We start from the raw sequence: 17,569 nt of genomic DNA on the forward strand, positions 1-17,569 counted from the left end.
ACCGCCATGACGGCCGCCGGAGACCAGGCGGGGCACCCAGCACCGTCAGCACCCCCCGCTGCGGTGCCGCGACCCCTGGCGGCAGTGCCAGCACCCTCGGCGGCAGTGCCACCCCCGGCGGTGGTCCCACCCCTTGCTGCGCTGCCATCACCCACGGCGACAGGGACACTTCCCCCGGCGGCGGTGCCACCATCCCAGGGGGTGGAGCCGCTGCCCCCCACGGAGGAGCCACTGCCCCTAGCGGTGGCGCTGGCCAGGGCTCCGCTCGTCGGCGCGGCGGAAGCGAGTACGGGAGCGAGAGCACCCCAGCCCTCCGCCCCGGAGTCATCGCCGGAGGAGCCGCCCGTGCCGCAACTGCCCGCCCAGGGGCCGCCCCTCCCCGCGAGGGTGGTTCCCCGGCAGGACCGTGACAGCCATGACGCGCCCGCCGACCGGGCCCGTGTGGTCGGCGTGGATCCGCTCGACGACCCCGACCCGCAGATCGCGTCCGACGGCGCGGGCGTCGAGAACCTGCTGCGCTGCTGGGTACGTGAGAGCGGCCTCGCGCGCCCCGACGGGGACACCCTGCGCATCCCCCTCGCCGCCAGCGGAACCGTCCTCCTCGTCCCCGTGCGCTATTGGTCGCCCACTGGCTGGCACCGCTTCGGCCCGCCGCTGCTGGAGCACGGCCCTCACGACGCGCCCGCCGTCGGGGCGGTCACCCTCGCGGCCCTGCTCACCCGCGAGGCGGCGTACAGCGCGCGACGGGACGACCCCGACGCGGACGCCACCGAACTCGTCGCCCGTGTCGCGGACTCCGTACGACGCACCGCCCTCTTTCTCGCCCACCGCCGGGCGGCGCCCGCCGATCCCGGCACGAGTACTCCGTTTCTCAACGCGGAACAGTCCCTCCTCTTCGGTCACCCCCTGCATCCCACGCCGAAGAGCCGCGAGGGCCTCTCCGACAGTGAATCCACCGTCTGTTCACCGGAATCGCGTGGCTCCTTCCCTCTTCACTGGATCGCGGTCGCCCGGTCCGTGCTGGCCTGCGAGTCGGCCTGGACGGAGCGCGGCCGGACCGTGCCAGCCGAGCGGCTCGCCCTCTCCCTGGCGGGCAGCGGCCTCCAACTGCCGGACGGAACCGTGCCCTTGCCGCTGCATCCCTGGCAGGCTCGCGAGATCCGGCACCGCCCGGACGCCGCCGCGCTCTTCGATTCCGGCTTGTTGCACGACCTCGGGCCGTCCGGCGGACACTGGCACCCGACCTCCTCGGTCCGCACCGTCTACCGGCCCGGTGCTCCTGCCATGCTGAAACTCTCCCTCGCTCTGCGGATCACCAACTCCCGTCGTGAAAACCTCCGTAAGGAACTCCGCCGCGGTGTCGAGGTGCACCGACTGCTCCGCAGCGGACTGGCCGAGCAGTGGAGGGCGGCCTTCCCCGGATTCCCCGGCTTCGACATCGTCCGGGACCCGGCCTGGCTCGCCGTCGACGGACCCGATGGCGAACCCGTGACCGGCCTCGACGTCGTCATCCGGCACAACCCGTTCGGCCCTGGCGACGACGCCGTCTGCGTCGCCGGGCTCCTCGCGCTGCGCCCCTGGCGCGGACAGCCGGTGATGCGCTCCCGGCTCGCCCACCTCGTCGCCCGGCTCGCCGCTCGCACCGGCCGTTCCACCGCGGCCGTCGGCGCGGAGTGGTTCCTGCGCTATCTGCACACGGTCGTCCGCCCCGTGCTCTGGCTGGACGGAGAAGCCGGTATCGCGCTCGAGGCGCACCAGCAGAACACCCTGGTGCTGCTGGACCCCGACGGCTGGCCGATCGGCGGCCGTTACCGGGACAACCAGGGCTACTACTTCCGCGCGTCCCGGCATGCCGAACTCCAGCGCCGGCTGCCCGGTATCGGCGGCCGCAGCGACACCTTCGTCCCCGATGAGGTCACCGACGAGCGGTTCGCCTACTACCTGGGTGTCAACAACGTCCTCGGAATGATCGGCGCCTTCGGGTCCCAGCGACTCGTCGACGAGCGCGTCCTGCTGGCCGCGTTCCGCCGCTTTCTCACCGAGGCCGCGTCCGGCCCCGGCAGAACCCGCTCACCGCTTCCCGCCCTGCTCCTGGAGACGCCCACCCTGCGCTGCAAGGCCAATCTGCTCACGCGGCTGCGCGGCCTGGACGAACTCGTGGGACCCGTGGACACCCAGTCCGTCTATGTGACCATCGCCAACCCCCTTGCCACTTCTGTCTCTCCTTCCGGCATCCCAGCTGTATCCCCCATGGCTTGACTCCGCGACCCGCGATCACGCCCCTCACCCCCACGTCCCTCACGACGTGCCGAGACCCCCGAGAGGAGAGCGTCGCCGTGCCGCACACCGACTCCAGTACGAGCTCCAGCACCGACGACACCATTGACATGCGGCTGCGCCAGGAAGAGGACATCGCACGACTCATCGACCTGGGCTCCACTGGACGGGAGGCCGACAGCCGGGCGGATCTGCTCGACCACATCGTCGAATGGCGGCCCACCAACACCCCGTTGGGCACCTTCCAGCTCGTCCCGGTCCGCATCGGGCGCGATCTTCGGCTCATCGCCCAATGGATGAACGACCCCTCCGTCGCCGCATTCTGGGAGCTCGACGGCCCCGACGAGACCACCGCGAGCCACCTCGGGGACCAGCTCGACGGCGACGGCCGCAGCGTGCCCTGTCTGGGTGTCCTGGATGGCACCCCGATGAGCTATTGGGAGGTGTACCGCGCCGATCTGGACCCGCTCGCGCGGTACTACCCGGCCCGGCCGCATGACACGGGTATCCACCTGCTCATCGGCCGGGTCGGCGATCGTGGCCGTGGCCTGGGGACGGCCCTGCTCCGCGCGGCCGCCGATCTCGTCCTCGAGCACCGTCCGTCCTGCACCCGCGTCGTGGCCGAACCGGATCTTCGCAACACCCCCTCCGTCGCCGCCTTCCTCGGCGCCGGATTCCGCTTCTCCGCGGAAGTCGAACTCCCCGGCAAACGCGCCGCGCTGATGCTGCGCGACCGTGCCCTGCGACCCGTCCTGTGAACCTCCGCGACCATCGGTGCCCCCCGGCGATGTGCCTGCTTCGATGCGAGCTTTCACTGTTGATACACCGCTCGCCGGGTCCCGGTTCCCATGAAGCGAGGACGGTCGTCCCACGGAAGCGGGGGCCGTCCGTCCCAGGAACCGGGGAATTGCCCGAGCCCCGCGCTCGCCGAAACCGTCCGTCACCGACCACACCGACGGGAGTGATGTCGGTGCCGCCCCGTAGGCTGGCAGCCCTATGACTGAATCGTCCTCGCCTCCACTCGCCGATCTGCTGCACGCCGCCGTCACCACTGTCGGCGGCACCGAGCGCCCTGGTCAGACCGCCATGGCCCAAGCCGTGGCGGAGGCGATCGACGACAGCTCCCACCTGCTGGTTCAGGCCGGTACCGGCACCGGGAAGTCCCTGGGCTATCTGGTGCCCGCCCTCGCACACGGCGAGCGTGTCGTCGTCGCCACGGCGACCCTCGCCCTGCAGCGGCAGCTCGTCGAGCGAGACCTGCCCCGCACCGTGGAGGCCCTGCATCCGCTGCTGCGCCGCCGCCCCGAGTTCGCCATGCTCAAGGGCCGCTCCAACTATCTGTGCCTACACCGGCTCCACGAGGGCGTCCCGCAGGAGGACGCCGATGAAGCCGGCCTGTTCGACCCGTTCGAGGCCGCCACGCCCACCAGCAAGCTCGGCAAGGACCTGCTGCGGTTGCGCGACTGGTCGGACGAGACCGAGACGGGTGATCGGGACGATCTGAGCCCCGGTGTCTCGGACCGCGCCTGGTCCCAGGTATCGGTCACCTCCCGGGAGTGCCTCGGCGCGTCCAAATGCGCCTATGGCGCGGAGTGCTTCGCCGAGGCCGCCCGTGAGCGGGCCAAGCTCGCCGATGTCGTCGTCACCAATCACGCGCTGCTCGCCATCGACGCCATCGAGGGCGCCCCGGTGCTGCCCAGCCATGAGGTTCTGATCGTCGACGAGGCGCATGAGCTGGTCTCCCGGGTCACCGGTGTCGCCAGCGGGGAGCTCACCCCCGGCCAGGTCAACCGGGCTGTGCGGCGTGCCGCGAAGCTGGTCAACGAGCAGGCGGCGGACGCCCTCCAGACCGCCTCGGAGGGCTTCGAGCGGCTGATGGAGCTCGCCCTGCCCGGCCGTCTTGAGGAGATTCCCGAGGACCTCGGCTATGTACTGATGGCGCTGCGCGACGCGGCCCGCACGGTGATCTCGGCGCTCGGCGCCACGCGGGACGCCTCGGTCAAGGACGAGGACGCGATCCGTAAGCAGGCACTGGGCTCCGTGGAGAACATTCACCAGGTGGCCGAGCGGATCGTCGAGGGCTCCGAGTACGACGTGGTCTGGTATGAGCGGCATGACCGCTTCGGCGCCTCGTTGCGGGTCGCCCCGCTCTCCGTGTCGGGGCTGCTGCGCGAGAAGCTGTTCGACGACCGGTCCGTCGTCCTCACCTCCGCCACGCTCAAGCTGGGCGGGGATTTCAACGGGGTGGCGGCCTCACTCGGTCTCGTCCCCGAGAGCCCGCAGGATCCGGAGGGCGGCGAGGAGACCGCGCCGCGCTGGCAGGGCCTCGACGTCGGCTCGCCCTTCGACTACTCGAAGCAGGGGATCCTCTACGTCGCCAAGCATCTCGCCCAGCCCGGCCGCGAGGGCAGCCGCGCCGACATGCTCGATGAGCTCGCCGAGCTGGTCGAGGCCGCGGGCGGTCGCACGCTCGGGCTGTTCTCGTCCATGCGCGCCGCCCAGGCGGCCGCGGAGAACCTGCGCGGGCGTCTCGATGCGCCCATCCTCCTCCAGGGCGAGGAGACGCTGGGCGAGCTGATCCGTGCCTTCGCCGCCGACGCTCGGACCTGCCTCTTCGGCACGCTGTCCCTCTGGCAGGGCGTCGATGTGCCGGGGCCCAGCTGCCAGTTGGTGGTGATGGACCGGGTGCCCTTCCCCCGGCCCGACGACCCGCTGATGAGTGCCCGCCAGAAGGCGGTGGAGGAGGCTGGGGGCAATGGCTTCATGGCCGTCGCCGCGACCCATGCCGCGCTGCTGATGGCCCAGGGCGCGGGCCGGCTCGTGCGGGCTTCGGACGACCGGGGGATCGTCGCCGTCCTGGATCCGCGGGTCGAGCGGGCCCGCTACGGCTCGTTCCTCCGCAAGTCCATGCCGGATTTCTGGTACACGACCGACCGCAACCAGGTGCGCCGCTCGCTGGCCGCCATCGACGCGGCGGCCAAGGCCCAGGGGGCCTAGCGGGCCAAGTGCCAGGCGGCCTGGCGGGCCAAGGACCAGGCGGCCTGGCGGGGCGTCGCGCCCCAAGGCCGCCATGGTCGCCCCATACGACGGGCCCCTATGGTCGGCACATACAGCAGGGCCCCGGAACCGGCGCAGTGGTCCCGGGGCCCGGTCGTGGGGCACGCTCAGGGCGCACCTCGATCCGGTGCGCTCAGACGCGCCGCAGCACCGCGACCACCTTGCCCAGGATGGTGGCCTCGTCGCCGGGAATCGGCTGGTAGGCGGCGTTGTGCGGGAGCAGCCATACATGGCCGTCCTCGCGCTTGAAGCGCTTCACCGTGGCCTCGCCGTCGAGCATCGCGGCGACGATGTCACCGTTCTCGGCGACGGGCTGACGGCGCACCGTCACCCAGTCCCCGTCGCAGATGGCGGCCTCGATCATGGAGTCGCCGACCACCTTCAGCACGAAGAGCTCACCGTCGCCGACCAGCTGCCGGGGGAGCGGGAAAACATCCTCGACCGACTCCTCGGCGAGGATCGGCCCACCGGCCGCGATCCGGCCGACCAGCGGCACATAGGAGGCGGCGGGCTTGCCGGCGGTGTCCGTGGGCTGGGCGCTGGGCTGGTCGGAGCCGCGGACCTCGTAGGCCCGGGGCCGATGGGGGTCGCGGCGCAGAAAGCCCTTCCGCTCCAGAGCCATCAGCTGATGGGCGACGGACGAGGTGCTGGAGAGGCCCACCGCCTGGCCGATCTCCCGCATGGACGGTGGGTAACCACGCCGCTGCACAGAGTCGCGAATGACCTCGATGACGCGCCGCTGCCGGTCGGTCAGCCCTGAGCTGTCCGCCCGGATGCCTGGAGGTCGCCCTGGTAGCGAGCGCGCGGGCTTCTGCCCTTCCGGATTCGTGGCGTCGTCGTTCATTGGGTGGGTCTGGTTCATCGCGTGTGTTTGTTCGAGTCGGCTCTGGGAGCGCTCCTGGGCGGTAGCGGTGGCGCTCTCTGCGGTGGTGGTCACGACGGCCCCTCTCGAGATGTTCTCCCTAGTTGGACAACGGTAGTTGCTTTCGAAAGGTTGCGCCAAACACACGTTCGAGTGAAATTTCGCAGATGGGCTGACGTGATCACAGGGTTAGGTGTATGAGCCGTTTGATCCGGTCGCCGTGGGGGGCGGCCCCAGTCTTGCATCCCGACCCCCGTGAATCCGGGACGCGTGGGGCTCGCGTAGTCTCGTGCCTGCTCCCCAGTCGTGACACGCCATGCGGCTCGGTTGAGTGTCAGCCACCAGATCTAGTGGTTAGATGGATACAAGCCACCCACAAGTTGTGGTCCTGGTGGATTCGCTGCCAAGGTTTTCGCCTATGCTTGTGGCCGTTCCGGCGGGCCTCCCGGCCCGGTCGGGGCTAGTCAGGCATGTTCCGGCATGCGTCGTTCTTGAGGGTGAGGGAGGGTTCGGAGTCATGCACTGCCCCTTCTGCAGGCACCCCGACAGCCGTGTCGTCGACAGCCGCACCACCGACGACGGCTGCTCGATCCGTAGGCGCCGCCAGTGCCCCGACTGCTCGCGTCGCTTCACGACCGTGGAGACCGCGTCACTGATGGTGATCAAGCGCAGCGGGGTCACCGAGCCCTTCAGTCGCGACAAGGTCATCTCCGGGGTGCGCAAGGCGTGCCAGGGCCGTCCGGTCACCGAGGACGCCCTCGCCAAGCTCGGTCAGCAGGTGGAGGAGGCGGTCCGGGCCACCGGCAGCGCCGAGCTGTCCACCCATGACGTCGGGCTCGCCATACTCGGCCCGCTCCAGAAGCTCGACCTCGTCGCCTACCTCCGCTTCGCCTCCGTCTACCGCGCCTTCGACTCCCTCGAGGACTTCGAGGCGGCCGTGGCGGAGCTGCGTGACCAGCAACGGCCTCCCGCGCACGACCGCGGGTCCGGCGCCGAAGGGGCCGCGGAGGCCCCCGCGCCGGCCGTCGCCGCAGACTGACCGGCGACCCACACACCTGCCCGGGGCGCTTGCCGCATCCGGGTGAAAGACAGATACGTGCCTGGGGAAGAAATAGGCACATCAGGGCGTTTTCGCCCGTACCAGGGAGGCGGAATGACAGAGACGACGAGCGGCCCGGCACGAGGCTCCCGCTCCAAGGGAAGCAAGGCGAACAAGGGTCTGCGCATCGAGCGCATCCACACCACCCCTGGCGTGCATCCGTACGACGAGGTGGTCTGGGAGCGTCGTGACGTCGTCATGACCAACTGGCGCGACGGTTCGGTCAACTTCGAGCAGCGCGGCGTGGAGTTCCCCGACTTCTGGTCGGTGAACGCGGTCAACATCGTCACGAGCAAGTACTTCCGTGGAGCGGTGGGTTCCCCGGAGCGAGAGGCGAGCCTTAAGCAGCTCATCGACCGCGTGGTGCGCACCTACCGCAAGTCCGGTGAGGACAACGGCTACTTCGCCTCGCCCGCGGACGCCGAGATCTTCGACCACGAGCTCACCTACGCGCTGCTGCACCAGGTCTTCAGCTTCAACTCGCCTGTCTGGTTCAACGTCGGCACCAAGCAGCCGCAGCAGGTCAGCGCCTGCTTCATCCTCTCCGTGGACGACTCGATGGAGTCGATCCTGGACTGGTACAAGGAAGAGGGGATGATCTTCAAGGGCGGCTCCGGCGCCGGCCTGAACCTCTCCCGCATCCGCTCCTCCAAGGAGCTCCTCTCCTCGGGAGGCAACGCCTCCGGCCCCGTCTCCTTCATGCGCGGCGCCGACGCCTCCGCCGGAACGATCAAGTCGGGCGGCGCCACCCGCCGGGCCGCCAAGATGGTCGTGCTCGACGTCGATCACCCGGATGTCGAGGCGTTCATCGAGACCAAGGTCAAGGAGGAGGAGAAGATCCGCGCCCTGCGCGACGCGGGCTTCGACATGGACCTGGGCGGCGACGACATCACGTCCGTCCAGTACCAGAACGCGAACAACTCCGTCCGCGTGAACGACACGTTCATGAAGGCGGTGGAGTCCGGCTCCTCGTTCGGGCTGCGCAGCCGGCTGACCGGTGAGCCCATCGAAGAGGTCGACGCCAAGTCCCTCTTCCGCAAGATGGCCGAGGCTGCCTGGGCCTGCGCCGACCCGGGCATCCAGTACGACGACACCATCAACCACTGGCACACCTCGCCGGAATCGGGCCGGATCACCGCCTCCAACCCGTGCAGCGAGTACATGCACCTGGACAACTCCTCGTGCAACCTGGCCTCGCTCAACCTGATGAAGTTCCTCCAGGACGACGACGCGGGCAACCAGCGCTTCGACGCCGAGCGCTTCGCCAAGGTCGTCGAGCTGGTCATCACCGCGATGGACATCTCCATCTGCTTCGCGGACTTCCCGACCGAGAAGATCGGCGAGACCACCCGCGCCTTCCGCCAGCTGGGCATCGGCTACGCCAACCTCGGCGCCCTGCTGATGGCCACCGGCCACGCCTACGACAGCGACGGCGGCCGGGCCCTGGCCGGAGCCATCACGTCCCTGATGACCGGCACCTCGTACAAGCGCTCCGCTGAGCTCGCAGCCGTGGTCGGCCCGTACGACGGCTACGCCCGTAACGCGGACGCCCACAAGCGCGTCATGAAGCAGCACTCGGACGCCAACGCCGTCGCCAAGCGCATGGACGACCTGGACACCCCGGTCTGGGCCGCGGCCACCGAGGCATGGCAGGACGTGCTGCGCCTCGGCGAGAAGAGCGGCTTCCGCAACGCCCAGGCGTCGGTGCTCGCGCCGACCGGCACCATCGGCCTGATGATGGACTGCGACACCACCGGCGTCGAACCGGACCTGGCCCTGGTCAAGTTCAAGAAGCTGGTCGGCGGCGGCTCCATGCAGATCGTGAACAACACGGTCCCCAAGGCGCTCAAGCGGCTCGGCTACCAGGAGGAGCAAGTCGAGGCGATCGTCGCCCACATCGCCGACCACGGCAATGTGATCGACGCGCCGGGGCTCAAGCCCGAGCACTACGAGGTCTTCGACTGCGCGATGGGCGAGCGCTCCATCTCGCCGCTGGGCCATGTGCGGATGATGGCGGCTGCCCAGCCGTTCCTGTCCGGCGCGATCTCCAAGACGGTCAACATGCCGGAGTCGGCCACCGTCGAGGAGATCGAGGAGATCTACTTCGAGGGCTGGAAGCTCGGCATCAAGGCGCTGGCGATCTACCGCGACAACTGCAAGGTCGGTCAGCCGCTCTCCGCCAAGAAGAAAGAGGAGAAGACCCAGGCCGAGCCCGAGGTCGAGAAGGTCGTCGAGTACCGCCCGGTCCGCAAGCGGCTCCCCAAGGGCCGTCCCGGCATCACCACCTCCTTCACGGTGGGCGGCGCCGAGGGCTACATGACCGCCAATTCGTATCCGGACGACGGTCTCGGTGAGGTCTTCCTGAAGATGTCCAAGCAGGGCTCGACCCTGGCGGGCATGATGGACGCCTTCTCAATCGCCGTGTCGGTCGGTCTTCAGTACGGCGTGCCGCTGGAGACCTACGTCTCGAAGTTCACCAATATGCGCTTCGAGCCGGCCGGTATGACGGACGACCCGGACCTGCGGATGGCGCAGTCGATCGTCGACTACATCTTCCGCCGGCTGGCGCTGGACTTCCTGCCCTTCGAGACCCGCTCGGCGCTCGGTATCCACTCCGCCGAGGAGCGCCAGCGGCATCTGGAGACGGGGTCCTACGAGCCCAGCGACGACGAGATGGACGTCGAGGGCCTGGCCCAGTCGGCGCCGCGCCATGTGGACGCCCCGAAGAGCAGCACGTCCCAGCCGCGGACCACGTCCGAGCCGGTGAGGGAGGCCCACAGCTCGACCGAACTGGTCGAGATCCAGCTGGGGATGAACGCGGACGCGCCGCTCTGCTTCTCCTGCGGCACCAAGATGCGCCGCGCGGGCAGCTGCTACCTGTGCGAGGGCTGCGGTTCGACGAGCGGCTGCAGCTGATCGCAGATCCTTACGGATGACCCCCGCGGCGGGGCGCGGGCCTTCGGGCTCGCGCCCCGCCGCCGTCGTCTCCGGGCGTCGTCCGGCGCGGTGCCGAACCGGGGGCGGACTCTTCGGTATGTGATGGGGGCCACCGCACGGCCGTAGGATGGCGCGGTGCTGGTCAAGTGGATTCGCTGCACCGTGGTGGACCGCCCGGGTTTCGAGCGGGGGCAGCGGAAGTGGGCGGGGTTGCCCGGCGAACCGGGATTCCGGGGGCAGGGCGGTGGCTGGAGCCGGGGGCGTCCGGATGTGGCGCATGTCTTCGCGTTCTGGGAGAGCCGGGCGTTCTACGACTCCTTCATGGCGCGTTCGCACGACCGGCTGGCGGCGGCGCAGTCGGGCACGTACCGGGATATGCAAGTCCGGCTGTTCGAGCACCGATTCGATGTGAAGGTCGGCTTCGAGCCGCGGTTCTCCGACGCGGACGTGGTGCGCGTCGCGCACTGCCGAGTGCGCCCCGACCGGGTGGATCACTTCACGCTGGTGCAGGAGAAGGTGTGGAATCCGGCCATGGCCGGGTCGCCCGGGATGCTGCGCGGGGTGTTCGGCGAGGCGCCGGGGAACGAGTTCCTGGTGCTGTCGATGTGGGACTCGGCGGCCGAGCACGGGAAGTACCGGGTGGAGCGGGTCGAGCGGCTCGGGCTGCGCGCGCAGACGGAAGCGGATGTGGCGGCGATCGCCGGCGATGTCGTACGGGTCGAGCCCGCCTGGACGGTGGTGTGACGAACTCTCTGCCGCTCGAGAGGCGGGTCCGGCGCTCAGGAGGCGGCCCTGATCATCGGCAGGCGGGGGAATACGCCCCGGCCCGGACCGCGGCGGTGACGGCGGCCGCCGTCTGGTCGGCGAGTGGTGTGTCGATGGGCTCACGGGTGATGAGCGCCCGGAAGAACAGGGGCGCGGAGACGGCGCGGACGACCGCCGCGGCGTCGGTGCCGGACGGGGCCTCACCGCGGTCGACGGCCCGCCGCACCACGGATTCGCAGCGGGCGAAGCGCTCGGTGTAGAAGTCGCGCAGCGCCTCGGCCGCGTGCTCGGACTGGAACGCGGCCGCGATGAACGCGGTCGGGGCGGCGGTGGCCGGCGCGCTGCCGAAGGTCTCGGTCACCTCGCGGGCGAGAGCGCGCAGATCGCCCTCCAGGCTTCCGGTGTCGGGTGGTGTCCAGGTGTCCTCGCCCGCGAGGTCGAGCGCGTCCGCCATGAGCCCCTCGACGCTGCCCCAGCGCCGGTAGACGGTCGTCTTGTGGATTCCGGAGCGCTCGGCCACGTATTCCACGGTCAGGCCGGGATAGCCGTGCTCGGCGAGGCCGGTGAGCACGGCGTCGCGCACCGCCGAGCGGGTACGCGCGGTGCGCCCGCCGGGGCGGACAGTGCCCGGTGTGGGGGCGGCGCTCTCTGCGGACAAGTGCAACTCCAGTTGTGTTAGCGGGTTTCCTGTGTCAGGGTGAGGGTAACGCAACTGTAGTTGTATTTGGAGCGTGCGGTCCGGATGGCCCACGTGCTCGCGTGCTTGGAGGTACGCCCCTGTGCCCACGCAGATCTCACTCCGAGGGGTCACCCTGTCCCAGGGTGACCGGCTGCTGCTCGACGACGTGTCCTTCGCGGTCCGGCCCGGGGAGCGGGTCGGCGTCGTGGGGGAGAACGGAGCGGGCAAGTCCACCCTCCTGCGGCTGCTGGCCGGGAGCGAGTCACCGGACGACGGCGCCGTGGTGACGGTGGCCGACGGCGGCATCGGTCACCTCGGCCAGACGCCCGAGCTGCCCCCGGACCACACGGTGCGCGACGCGGTGGCCGCCGCACTCGCCGAGGTGCGCGCCATGGAGCACGGGCTGCGCGAGCTGGAGGCGGATCTCGGCGGCGGCGCCCCCGGTGCGCTCTCCGCGTACGGCGATCTGCTGACCGCCTTCGAGGCCCGCGGCGGCTATGAGGCGGACGCCCGGGTGGAGAAGGCCCTGCACGGTCTGGGGCTCGGCGGCATCGGGTACGAGCGGCGGCTCGGCAGTCTGTCGGGCGGTGAGCAGGCCCGGCTCGGGCTCGCCTGCCTGATCGCCGCCGCCCCCGAGGTGATGCTGCTGGACGAGCCGACGAACCACCTCGACGGTGCCGCGCTCAGCTGGCTGGAGGAGGCGCTGCGGGGGCATTCGGGCACCGTCCTCGCGGTCTCCCACGACCGGGTCTTCCTGGAGCGGGTGGCGACCGCGATCGTCGAGGTGGACGCCGACCGGCGCACCCTGGTGCGGTACGGCGGGGGGTACGCCGGATTCGTCGCCGAGCAGACCGCCGCGCGCCGGCGCTGGGAGCAGGCGTACGAGGAGTGGTGCGCGGAGACGGCCGCGCTGACGGAGGCCGCCACGACCGTCGCACGGCGAGTCGCCCCGGGCCGCGGCATGAAGGACGGCAACAAGCTGGCCTACGACCGGGACAGGGGGCGTGTGCAGTCCTCGGTGTCCAGCAGGGTTCGGAACGCCAGGGAGAGGCTGCGCAGGCTCCAGGAGGACCCGGTGCCGCGCCCGCCGGAGCCGCTGCGGTTCTCTGCGCTTCCCGCCGCGGGAACGGCGGACGGTGCGCTCATCGACCTCCACGACGTCCGCGTGGGGGAGCGGCTGGCGGTCGGCCGGCTCACCGTTGCGGCCGGGGAGAGACTGCTCGTCCACGGTGCCAACGGCGCGGGCAAATCCACGCTGCTGCGGGTCATGGCGGGATGGGAGGAGCCGGATACGGGCCGGGCGGCCCGCCGGGGCAGGATCGGCTATCTCGCGCAGGAGATACCGGTTGCCAGGCCCCGGGAGCGGCTGCTGTCGGCCTTCGGCCGTGGGCTGCCGGGGACACCGGAGGAGCAGGGCGCCCTTCTGCTGTCGTACGGACTGTTCCGCACGGACGATCTCCACGTTCCGGTGGGATCTCTCTCCGCGGGCCAGCGCCGTCGGCTGGCGCTCGCCCGGCTGCTGGCCCGCCCCGCCGATCTGCTGCTGCTCGACGAGCCGACCAACCATCTCGCCCTCGGCCTGGTGGAGGAGTTGGAGGAGGCGCTGGCCCAGTGGACCGGGGCGCTGGTCGTGGTGTCGCACGACCGGCTGCTGCGCAGCCGCTTCACCGGGCGCCGGTGCGAAATACGAGGAGGCCGGCTCATGGTCCAGGAGGGGGATGCGGCAGCGGCCGCGGCCTCGATCTAGGGTGGCGCCATGGCACGACCCCGGCGCATCGTCCTCCTGCGGCACGGAGAATCAGAGGGGAATGTTGATGACTCGGTGTACGAAAGGGTGCCCGACCATGCCCTGAAGCTGACCGAGACCGGGCGCCGGCAGGCGACGGAGGCGGGCGAGCGGCTGCGCGCCGCGTTCGGCGACGAGCGCGTGTCGATCTATGTGTCTCCGTACCGCCGTACCCACCAGACCCTGAGGCTGCTCGATCTCGACCCCTCGCGTACCCGGGTCCGGGAGGAGCCGCGGTTGCGGGAGCAGGACTGGGGAAACTGGCAGGACCGCGAGGACGTGCGGAAACAGATGGCGTACCGCGACGCCTACGGACACTTCTTCTACCGGTTCGCGCAGGGTGAGTCGGGTGCCGATGTCTACGACCGGGTGGACGCGTTCCTGGAGAGCCTGTGGCGCAGCTTCCAGGACCCGGCACATCCGCCGAACGTCCTGCTGGTGACCCATGGGCTGACCATGAGGCTGTTCTGCATGCGGTGGCTGCACTGGAACGTCGCCGAATTCGAGTCGCTGTCGAACCCCGGCAATGGCGAAACACGGGTCCTGCTGCTCGGCTCCGACGGGCGCTACCATCTGGACCGGCCCTTCGAGCGCTGGTGCACCCCCAAGCCCTACGGCCGCACCGGTTAGAGTGCGCAGCGATGACCGCTGACCGTTTCCATCGGGCTCTTCGGAGTCTGCGCGGGCTGGCCGTGGGCGACGCCCTCGGTTCCCAGTTCTTCGTCCCCGCCAACTATCCGTTCCTCAAGCGCCGCGAGCTGCCGCCAGACCCCTGGCAGTGGACCGACGACACCGAGATGGCCTGTTCGATCCTGGCTGTCCTGGTGGTCCACGGCCGGATCGACCAGGACCATCTCGCCCGGTCCTTCGCCGACCACCATGATTTCGACCGGGGCTACGGCCCCGCTGTGAACCGGATGCTCCGCCTGATCAGGGAGGGCGGCGACTGGCGTGACCTGGCCGCCGGGCTCTTCCAGGGGCAGGGGTCGTGGGGTAACGGCGCCGCCATGCGGATCGCCCCGCTGGGCGCCTGGTACGCGGGCGATGTGGAGCAGGCGACGCATCAGGCGGAGATCTCGGCGTACACCACACATCAGCACCGCGAGGCCGTGGCGGGAGCCATGGCGGTGGCCGCGGCTGCCGCGCTGGTGGCGGATCCGGCGGGCCACGGTGGGCCGGAGGAGCTGCTGGACCGGGTGGTCGAGGTGGTGCCGCGCAGCGCGGTCCAGGCGGGGCTGCGTCGCGCCCGCGACATGCTCGACTATGCGGACGCCGGGACCGTCGCCGCGGTGCTGGGCTGTGGCCGGCGCACCAGCGCCCATGACACCGTGCCGTTCGCCCTGTGGGCGGCCGCCCGCCACCTGGGCTCCTTCGAGGAGGCGTTCTGGCGGACGGCCTCGGCCGGCGGGGACGTGGACACCACGTGCGCCATCGTCGGGGGAGTGGTCGCGGCCGCGGCCGCCGGTGCGCCGCCCGCCGACTGGCAGGACCGCACCGAGGTGCTGCCGGAGTGGGTCCCGGCGCGGGCCGACTGACCCCTCCTCGCGCGGGCGTGATGCGGTGCGCCGCCCGGTTTGCCCCACCGGCGAACCGGCCCTCCACCGCGCCGTGTTGAGCGGAATCGGCCACCGGGTTCACCGGGGAAGGTGCCGCCCGGAGGAGCCGGGGGCCGCTGCCGAGGATCCGGGTTCCGAACGCAGGTAAGAGCGGCGTAAGGTTGTCCTTGCCATGGCATATGAACCGCCCACCCACAGAGTCGAGCGCTCGCTTCGCGCCACGACGGGAGCCAAGATCGTCGTCGGCATCGACGAGGTCGGGCGCGGGGCATGGGCCGGTCCGGTGACGGTCTGCGCGGCGGTCACCGGTCTGCGCCGTCCGCCGACCGGGCTCACCGACTCCAAGCTGCTGAGTCCCAAGAAGCGCACGGCCTTGTCCCGGGAGTTGCACTCGTGGGTCACGGCACACGCCCTGGGCCACTCCTCTCCCCAGGAGATCGACGGTCTGGGGATGACGGCCGCCCTCCGGCTCGCCGCCACGCGTGCGCTGGACGCGCTGCCGGTCCGGCCGGACGCGGTGATCCTGGACGGGAAGTACGACTACCTCGGCCCTCCCTGGGCGGTCCGTACGGTCATCAAGGGCGATCAGTCCTGTGTGTCCGTCGCCGCCGCCTCGGTGATCGCCAAGGTGCGCCGGGATGCGATGATGGCCGAACTGGGAGCCGAGCACCTGGACTTCTGCTTCGAGGACAACGCCGGATATCCGTCCCCCGTGCACCGCGCAGCTCTGCGGGAACTGGGGCCCACGCCCCACCACCGGCTGTCCTGGGCCTATATGGACGGGCTGCCCCGCTGGCGGCACCTGAAGCGGGTCCGCAGCACCCCCGAACCGGTCGGGCTGGAGGGCGAAGGCCAACTCGGCTTCGACTTCTGAGCAGACCAAGCGGTCAAAACCGCCACCCGCCGATGCGACTCGCACCGACGTTTGATAGACATCAGCCCATGCCTCTCATCCCCGAGGAGCCTCAGATTCACGAGAGTGTCCCGGGTCCCCGCGCGACACCGGCCGCAGGCCGCACCGCGCCGACCCCTCGTCCTGTCCCTGGTCCCGGCCCCCGGCCCGCACCGCGGCGGCCCGGAAGCCCCGGTCCCAACCGTGGCTCCGCCGGGACCTCGTCGGCTCAGTCGCAGCGCACCACGAGTGATGCGACGAAGCCCGTGCCGACCGCCCCGGCGGCTTCGGCTGCCAAGACCGCCCCTGCCGCCACGAAGACCGGTCCCCAGCTCCAGCTGATCCCCGCCACGGTGGACGGCGCGCTGGACGCGGCGGACGAGGCGGTCGACCTGCTGCTGGATTCCGGCCGGGCCCCCGGTGACATCCTGGTGCTGACCACCGGAGAGCAGCATCCGTGGGCGGCGCATGAGTTGTCCTTCGGTGAGGCGTCGTACTGGGCGCAGCACGACGCCGGAGACGATGTCTTCTACGCCGGTGCGGATGCCGATCGCGCCAAGGGCCGCCCGGTCGTGGTCGTCGCCGTCAACGGCGGTGCGCACGACGCCGTGGCCCGCGCGCTGCCCGAGGCGATGGGCCGTGCCGGGACGCTGCTGATCGTCTGCGGCGACCCGAAGCGCATCAACGCCCTCATCGGTCCGGGCGCCTGAGGCCGGACGTCCCCGAACGCCCGGTGTCCGGCATGCTCTGTCCCCCGTGGCGGAGCTGTCCGGCGTCCGGACGGACGGCGGTGGCCACGGGCGCCCCGCGACCGGTCGGGTGCGGGGCGTGCGGCGACCGACCGGACGCGCACCCCGCGACCGGTCAGACGGCGGCGGAGTGGCTCAGCGCCGTACGCGCTCCGAGGTGGGGTCGCGGCAGCGCCTTCGGGTCGCTGTCGCCCTCGACGGCCACGTCCAAGTCGGTGGGCAGCGAAGCGGAGTGCGGCCGACGGCCGCCCCGCCCTTCGCCGAGGACCCGCCATCCGTCGCGGGTCAGGGTGATGTACGCGCCGCAGCGCAGGCCGTGCAGGGTGCAGGCGTCGCGCAACCCCCACATCCAGGCGCCGTCCTCGTCCGTCCACCGGCTCTCGCCCTCGCGGCAGTAGAGCAGCACGGCGGTGCGGATCGGTGTGCGGCGCCGCAGATCGTGTGGGATCACCCGGCGCAACTGCGCCAGCAGCGCGTTCCGGAAGTCCCAGCCGTCGACGGCGGCGGCGCGGCGGACGAACGAGGCGCTCGCCGTGAGCCGTTCGTCCGGATCGAGGACCGCGACCACGGCGGTCGAGGGCGTCGGCAGATGGCGACTGTGCAGTCCGGTGACCACCTCGCGTGGATTGCGCAGCAGCGGGATCCCCGCTGCCGCCCACTCGGCGGGCTGGAGCATCCGGCCGACCCGGGAAGCGGAATCGGTGGACGGTGGCGGAGCGAAGCCGAAGGTCACGGTCCTCCCTTCGTCTGCGCCCACGGTCCGTGCGAAGGGTCGGGCACGGGCGCGGGCCACGACACAGCCCCCGTCGGACCACGGACGGACCGGGGGGCGGGGGAGCTGTGAACAATTCTTGCGGTCGCGCCCGCGTGCGGCAATGAGCAGTTGGTCCCACTGACCGTTTTACCTGGA

At 70.9% G+C, this 17,569-nt stretch carries 14 protein-coding genes; 11 read left to right on the top strand and 3 right to left on the bottom strand.

Translation table 11 applies throughout. The features are described from left to right. The first annotated feature begins 345 nt into the window (after positions 1-345). The 3 genes from AS97_RS32825 (at position 346) to AS97_RS32835 (ending at position 5,274) form a co-directional block, all read left to right on the top strand. On the top strand, positions 346-2,259 hold the full coding sequence (locus AS97_RS32825) for an IucA/IucC family protein (protein ID WP_210566141.1): 1,914 nt from the start codon (positions 346-348) through the stop codon (positions 2,257-2,259). 77 nt (positions 2,260-2,336) lie between these two features. Continuing rightward, the gene (locus AS97_RS32830; protein WP_125759189.1) at positions 2,337-3,035 is read left to right on the top strand and encodes a GNAT family N-acetyltransferase; all 699 of its coding nucleotides are present in this window, start codon (positions 2,337-2,339) and stop codon (positions 3,033-3,035) included. A gap of 238 nt (positions 3,036-3,273) precedes the next feature. Then, a complete protein-coding gene (locus tag AS97_RS32835) occupies positions 3,274-5,274 on the top strand; it encodes an ATP-dependent DNA helicase (protein ID WP_210566142.1) in 2,001 nt (666 codons plus the stop codon). A 193-nt stretch (positions 5,275-5,467) separates the two neighbouring features. On the opposite strand, the gene lexA is transcribed toward AS97_RS32835, so the two are convergent. Next, positions 5,468-6,271 carry a transcriptional repressor LexA gene (gene lexA / locus AS97_RS32840; protein ID WP_059141611.1) on the bottom strand — a complete coding sequence of 268 codons (804 nt, stop codon included), beginning with the start codon at positions 6,269-6,271 and terminating at the stop codon, positions 5,468-5,470. Between the two features lie 442 nt (positions 6,272-6,713). On the opposite strand from lexA, the gene nrdR reads away from it, so the two are divergent. The 3 genes from nrdR (at position 6,714) to AS97_RS32855 (ending at position 10,976) form a co-directional block, all read left to right on the top strand. Further along, positions 6,714-7,235: a transcriptional regulator NrdR gene (gene nrdR, locus AS97_RS32845; protein ID WP_059141612.1), complete on the top strand. Its 522-nt coding sequence runs from the start codon at positions 6,714-6,716 to the stop codon at positions 7,233-7,235. 114 nt (positions 7,236-7,349) lie between these two features. Beyond that, entirely contained in the window at positions 7,350-10,211 is a 2,862-nt protein-coding gene (locus AS97_RS32850) for a vitamin B12-dependent ribonucleotide reductase (RefSeq protein ID WP_059141613.1), read from the top strand. 156 nt (positions 10,212-10,367) lie between these two features. Beyond that, on the top strand, positions 10,368-10,976 hold the full coding sequence (locus AS97_RS32855; protein WP_014055370.1) for a YdbC family protein: 609 nt from the start codon (positions 10,368-10,370) through the stop codon (positions 10,974-10,976). Positions 10,977-11,028: 52 nt separating this feature from the next. Here AS97_RS32855 and AS97_RS32860 read toward each other — a convergent pair whose 3' ends face one another. Beyond that, a complete protein-coding gene (locus tag AS97_RS32860; protein ID WP_079059082.1) occupies positions 11,029-11,655 on the bottom strand; it encodes a TetR/AcrR family transcriptional regulator in 627 nt (208 codons plus the stop codon). A 121-nt stretch (positions 11,656-11,776) separates the two neighbouring features. On the opposite strand from AS97_RS32860, the gene abc-f reads away from it, so the two are divergent. The 5 genes from abc-f to AS97_RS32885 all read left to right on the top strand — a co-directional run bounded on the left by abc-f (position 11,777) and on the right by AS97_RS32885 (position 16,620). After that, a complete protein-coding gene (gene abc-f, locus AS97_RS32865; RefSeq protein WP_125759183.1) occupies positions 11,777-13,423 on the top strand; it encodes a ribosomal protection-like ABC-F family protein in 1,647 nt (548 codons plus the stop codon). Between the two features lie 9 nt (positions 13,424-13,432). Beyond that, the gene (locus AS97_RS32870; protein ID WP_059141616.1) at positions 13,433-14,092 is read left to right on the top strand and encodes a histidine phosphatase family protein; all 660 of its coding nucleotides are present in this window, start codon (positions 13,433-13,435) and stop codon (positions 14,090-14,092) included. A gap of 11 nt (positions 14,093-14,103) precedes the next feature. Further along, the gene (locus AS97_RS32875; RefSeq protein ID WP_059141617.1) at positions 14,104-14,997 is read left to right on the top strand and encodes an ADP-ribosylglycohydrolase family protein; all 894 of its coding nucleotides are present in this window, start codon (positions 14,104-14,106) and stop codon (positions 14,995-14,997) included. A gap of 193 nt (positions 14,998-15,190) precedes the next feature. Then, the gene (locus AS97_RS32880) at positions 15,191-15,892 is read left to right on the top strand and encodes a ribonuclease HII (RefSeq protein WP_059141618.1); all 702 of its coding nucleotides are present in this window, start codon (positions 15,191-15,193) and stop codon (positions 15,890-15,892) included. A 68-nt stretch (positions 15,893-15,960) separates the two neighbouring features. After that, on the top strand, positions 15,961-16,620 hold the full coding sequence (locus AS97_RS32885; protein WP_086710359.1) for a hypothetical protein: 660 nt from the start codon (positions 15,961-15,963) through the stop codon (positions 16,618-16,620). Positions 16,621-16,774: 154 nt separating this feature from the next. Here the strand turns inward: AS97_RS32885 and AS97_RS32890 are convergent, their stop codons facing one another. Further along, positions 16,775-17,392 (bottom strand): hypothetical protein, encoded by a 618-nt coding sequence (locus tag AS97_RS32890; protein WP_210566143.1) that lies wholly within the window; start codon positions 17,390-17,392, stop codon positions 16,775-16,777. Between the last annotated feature and the right edge of the window lie 177 nt (positions 17,393-17,569).

It is taken from the genome of Streptomyces sp. AgN23, assembly GCF_001598115.1.
GTDB lineage: Bacteria > Actinomycetota > Actinomycetes > Streptomycetales > Streptomycetaceae > Streptomyces > Streptomyces antimycoticus.